General features: G+C 70.2%; 5 protein-coding genes. 4 read left to right on the top strand and 1 reads right to left on the bottom strand.

Annotated features, from left to right (window positions below; all coding sequences use genetic code 11):
* Positions 1-70: 70 nt before the first annotated feature.
* Genes GBZ26_RS27205 through GBZ26_RS27220 form a run of 4 tightly spaced genes read left to right on the top strand, consistent with a single transcriptional unit; the run spans position 71 to position 3,909 of the window.
* Positions 71-1,267 (top strand): MDR/zinc-dependent alcohol dehydrogenase-like family protein, encoded by a 1,197-nt coding sequence (locus GBZ26_RS27205; protein ID WP_174441492.1) that lies wholly within the window; start codon positions 71-73, stop codon positions 1,265-1,267.
* Entirely contained in the window at positions 1,264-2,037 is a 774-nt protein-coding gene (locus tag GBZ26_RS27210) for an ABC transporter ATP-binding protein (RefSeq protein WP_174441493.1), read from the top strand. Before GBZ26_RS27205 ends, GBZ26_RS27210 begins: the two co-directional genes overlap by 4 nt.
* Positions 2,030-2,854: an ABC transporter permease gene (locus GBZ26_RS27215; RefSeq protein WP_246653641.1), complete on the top strand. Its 825-nt coding sequence runs from the start codon at positions 2,030-2,032 to the stop codon at positions 2,852-2,854. The genes GBZ26_RS27210 and GBZ26_RS27215 overlap by 8 nt, the downstream gene beginning before the upstream one ends.
* A 32-nt stretch (positions 2,855-2,886) precedes the next feature.
* Positions 2,887-3,909, top strand: coding sequence for an ABC transporter substrate-binding protein (locus GBZ26_RS27220; protein WP_174441494.1), 1,023 nt, complete (start codon positions 2,887-2,889; stop codon positions 3,907-3,909).
* 228 nt (positions 3,910-4,137) lie between these two features.
* Here GBZ26_RS27220 and GBZ26_RS27225 read toward each other — a convergent pair whose 3' ends face one another.
* Complete coding sequence (locus GBZ26_RS27225; protein WP_035675189.1) at positions 4,138-4,446, bottom strand: peptidoglycan-binding domain-containing protein; 309 nt, start codon at positions 4,444-4,446, stop codon at positions 4,138-4,140.
* Positions 4,447-4,560: the final 114 nt, after the last annotated feature.

Below are 4,560 nucleotides of genomic sequence, written 5' to 3' on the forward strand. Positions count from 1 at the left end.
GGGAGGCCCGGCCGCGCCGCGCGCCCGCCGGAGGACGCGGGGGCCCGGCGGGGGGGCGCGGGCCCGGCGCATGAGGGTGCCCGGCGGGGGGTCGTCGGGGCGCCGCGCCGCCGCGACCCGCGCCCGGGGGGCGGGGGCGGGGGCCCGCTCCGTCGCCGGGGCCGCCTTCCCCCGCACCCCCGCCGATCCGGCGCGGTGGGCGGCGTGGGAGAGCGCAGGCCAGCCCTACCTCGACGCGCTGCGCGCCGCCAACGGCGGCAACCTCGTCGACTACGCGGTCAGCCACGCCGGCGAGACGACTTTCCCCCGCACCTTCCAGTCGCTGGCGGACGGCGGCGCGCTGACCTTCTTCGGCGCCTCCAGCGGCTACCACATGACCTTCCTCGGCAAGCCCGGCGCCGCCGAGCCCGCCGACATGCTGCGCCGCGCCCGCCTGCGCCCCGGCGAGGCCGTTCTGGTCTTCTACGGCGCCGGGGCGGTGGGGCTGCGCGACGACATGGCGCTGTCGGCCATCGAGGCCGCGCGCGAGTCCGGCGCCCGCGTCTGCGTCGTCACCGACCGGGATTCCGAACGCGACTTCGTGCTGTCGCTCGGCTACGGCGAGGCGCTGGCCGGTGCGGTATCGCTGGCCGAGATCACGCGCCGCGTGCCGCATTTCGACTGGCCCGACACCATGCCGGACCTGCCCGACCCGCAGCGCGAGACCGCCGCCTTCAAGGAGGCCGTGCGCCTGTTCACCGAGGACACCTTCAAGCCGCTGGGCCAAGCGGTCGGCCGCATCCTGCGCTCCGCCGACAACCCGCGCGGCATGCCCGACGTGGTGGTGGAGCGGGCGCGGCGCGACACGCTGGCCGTCTCGACCATGCTGGTGAAGCCGCACACGGGGCGCGTCGTCTATTGCGGCGATATGGCTCCCAATGGAAGTGGTCGTCGTTACAGCTTTTACGCGCCGCAGGTGTGGATGCGCCAGCGCCGCATCCTGATGCCATCCGCGTCCATCGTCGGCACGCATCTTTCGAACGCTGCGGAAATCGCAGGGCTGAACCGCGTCATTGCGTCGGGGGCGGTCCGTGTGCCAACGACATACCTCGGTGACTGGGACGAACTGCCCACGCTCCATCAGGCCATGTGGGAGAATCGGCTGCCGGAAGCGACCGGCGGCGCCGCCAAGGCCGTCGTGAACCACGCGCTGCCGGAAGCGGGCCTGACCTCGCGCGACGAACTGCTGATCGCCTGGGCGGGGTCGGCAACAGGAAAGGGACAATGAGGCTTATCATCAAGGACCTATGCCACCGCTACGACGACCTCGTCGTGCTGGACGGCATCGACCTGACGGTGCAGGAGGGGGAGGTTCTGGCCGTCATCGGCCCGTCGGGCTGCGGCAAGTCCACCCTGCTCGGCATTGCCGGCGGCATCGTTGCACCGACCTCCGGCACCATCGCGGTGGCCGGCGAGGTGCCGGACGGCTGCCTGAACCCGATCACCTTCATCTTCCAGGACTTCGCCCTGCTGCCCTGGCGCAGTGTCGAGGACAACCTGTCGCTCGTCCTCGAACACCACCCGCTGCCGGCGGCGGAGCGGCGGGAGCGCATCGAGTCCGGCCTGCGCCGCATGGGGCTGTGGGACTTCCGCAAGGCGCTACCCAAACAGCTGTCCGGCGGCATGCGCCAGCGCGTCGGTATCGCCCGCGCGCTGGCCGTGCGCCCGGCCATGCTGCTGCTGGACGAGCCGCTGTCGGCGCTCGACGCCCAGACGCGCGAGCTGCTGATGGAGGACTTCCTGTCGCTCTGGCAGCGCGAGCGGACGACCGCCCTTTACGTCACCCACAACCTGGACGAGGCGCTGCGGCTGGCCGACCGGGTCGTCGTGCTCAGCCGCCGCCCCGGCCGCCTGCGCGAGATCGTGACCATCGAGGAGCCGCGCGACCAGCGGCTGGAGCCCTCCGCCCAGGCCCATCTGGCGGAGGTGCGCGACCGGCTGTGGCACCTGATCCGGGCCGAGGCCCAACTGGCCGACCGGGAGATCGCCGATGCCTGACACCAGCCTCCCCATGACCGACCGCTCCGCCGCGCCGTCGCAACCCGTCCGCTTCCGCGGCGGCGGCTTCACGGTCAAGGGGCACCGCTGGGCGGCGCTGCTGGCCTTCGTGGTGCTGATCGCGGTGTGGGAGTCCACCAACCGCTTCGGCCTCGTCAGCGACCTGTTCCTGCCGCCGCCGAGCGCGGTCGCCTCGGCGCTGGCCGCCATGGCGCAGGACGGGTCGCTGTGGCAGCACCTGAAGGCGTCGCTGATGCGCATCGGCGTGGGCTGGGTGATGGGCACGGTGGCCGGCATGGCCGTGGGCTTCGCCATGGGCATCGGCTCGGTGGCGCGGGCGGTCGGCGTGCCGCTGGTCTCGGCCTTCTTCCCGATCCCGAAGATCGCGCTGCTGCCGCTGTTCATCCTGTGGTTCGGCATCGGCGAGCCGTCGAAGTTCGCCACCATCGGCTTCGGCGTCTTCTTCCCCACCGTGATCGCCACCTACAGCGCCATCGATTCGGTGCCGCGCAACCTGATCCGCATGGCGCAGAGCTTCGGCCTGCCCTGGGCGTCGATCCTGCGCAAGATCGTGCTTCCCGGCGCCCTGCCCGGCATCCTCGCCGGCTTCCGCATCACCGCCTCCATCGCGCTGATCCTGGTGGTCGCGGCGGAGATGATCGGGGCGGAATACGGCATCGGCGCCTTCGTCCTGACCGCCGGCAACCTGATGCTGACCGACCAGCTCCTGGCCGGCGTGCTGGTTCTCTCGCTGCTCGGCCTGAGCATCGGGACCGTGCTGTCCATCCTGGAACGCCGCCTGCTGAAATGGCGGTGAGAAGAATGAATGTTGAGAAAGGGAGACTGAGAATGACTGTCGTGCGTTGGGGCCGCCGGGCGGTTCTGGGTGTGATGGGCGCTGCGGCCCTGGCGCTGGCCGGTATGCCCGCCGCCGAGGCGCAGGGGCTGGAGAAGACCTCCATCGGCGTGCTGGCGCTGGCCTCATCCGGCCCGATCTTCATCGCCAAGTCGAAGGGCTATTTCGAGAAGGAAGGGCTGGACGTCGATCTGAAGATGTTCACCTCGGCCCAGCAGGTGCCGGTGGCGGTGGCCTCGGGCGACGTCGATTTCGGCGTCACCGGCCTGACCGCAGGCTTCTACAACCTGGCATCCAAGGGCGCCGTCACCATGATCGCCGCGCAGAGCCGCGACGAGCCGGGCTTCCAGCTCAGCGCCTATGTGGCGACCAAGGCGGCGCACGACGCCGGGCTGACCAAGCCGGCCGACCTCAAGGGCAAGCGCATCGCCATCACCACCGTCGGCTCGACCTTCCATTACATGGTCGGCCTGCTTGGCCAGAAGCACGGCTTCACGGTCAAGGACGTGACCATGGTGGCGATGCAGGACGTGCCGAAGATGGTCGCCGCCTTCAAGGGCGGTCAGGTGGACGCGGTGATCGCCCCGGTAACGGTGGCCCGCCAGCTCGCGGCCGAAGGCTCCGGCACCATCCTGGGCTGGGTCGGCGACGAGACGCCGTGGCAGCTCGGTGCCCTCTTCACCAGCCCGAAGACCGTCGCCCAGCGCCGCCCGCTGGCCGAAAAGTTCGTCAGCGCCTACCTGACCGCGCTGGCCGAATACCACGCCGCCTTCAACGCCAAGGACGCGTCGGGCGCCGTGGTGAAGGGTCCCGGCTATGACGAGCTTCTGGCGATCATCGCCGAGGCGACGAAGCAGAAGCCCGAGGTGGTCGCCGCCGGCCTTCCCTATGTCGAGCCGAAGGGCAAGCTGCTCGTCGACGACATCGTCAATCAGGTGAGGTTCTGGCAGTCCGAAGGTCAGGTGGACAAGGCGCTGGACGCCAAGTCCGTCATGGACCTGACCTTCGTGAAGTAAGCTGCTCGCCAAACCCCTCTCCCGCCCTGGGAGAGGGTGGCCCGAAGGGCCTCTCGCACTGGCCGAAGGCCAGCGCTGACGGCGTCAGGCGGATGCCGATGGCATCCGCTGAGAGCCGGGTGAGGGTCGTGCGAGAATGGCGCATTGATCCTTGGCGGCACCCTCACCCTCCCGCCGCCTTCGCGGCGGGCCCCTCCCTCTCCCGGGGCGGGAGAGGGGACGTAGGGTTCACCGCTTGCCCGGCCCGTAGACCTTCGGCTGGGAGAAGTTGATGTGGTCGAGAAGCTCCTGCGTCGGACAGCCGTCCACCGGGAGCTTCGCGGCCTTCTGATAGGCGCGGATGGCGGAGCGGGTGTTGGGGCCGATCTTCCCGTCGATCACGCCGGGACGGAAGCCCTGCTCGGTCAGGGTCTTCTGGATGCCTTCGACATAGGCGAAATACATGTCCGGCGTCATGCTGTCGGTCGGACAGGCGGCGTAGGCCGGGGACGCGAAGGCCGTGGCGGCCAGGAAGGCGGCGAACAGGCTGCGGTTCATGGTCTCTCTCCGTTTCTTGTTGCGGAGATCAACAACGCAGAGGCCGCGTTTCTTCCCAAGGGATAAAAATGGGGGGCTGCCTTGCCCCCACCCCGGCCCTCCCCCGCTTCGCAG

It is taken from the genome of Azospirillum formosense (assembly GCF_013340925.1).
In the GTDB taxonomy this organism is placed as follows: Bacteria; Pseudomonadota; Alphaproteobacteria; order Azospirillales; family Azospirillaceae; genus Azospirillum; species Azospirillum formosense.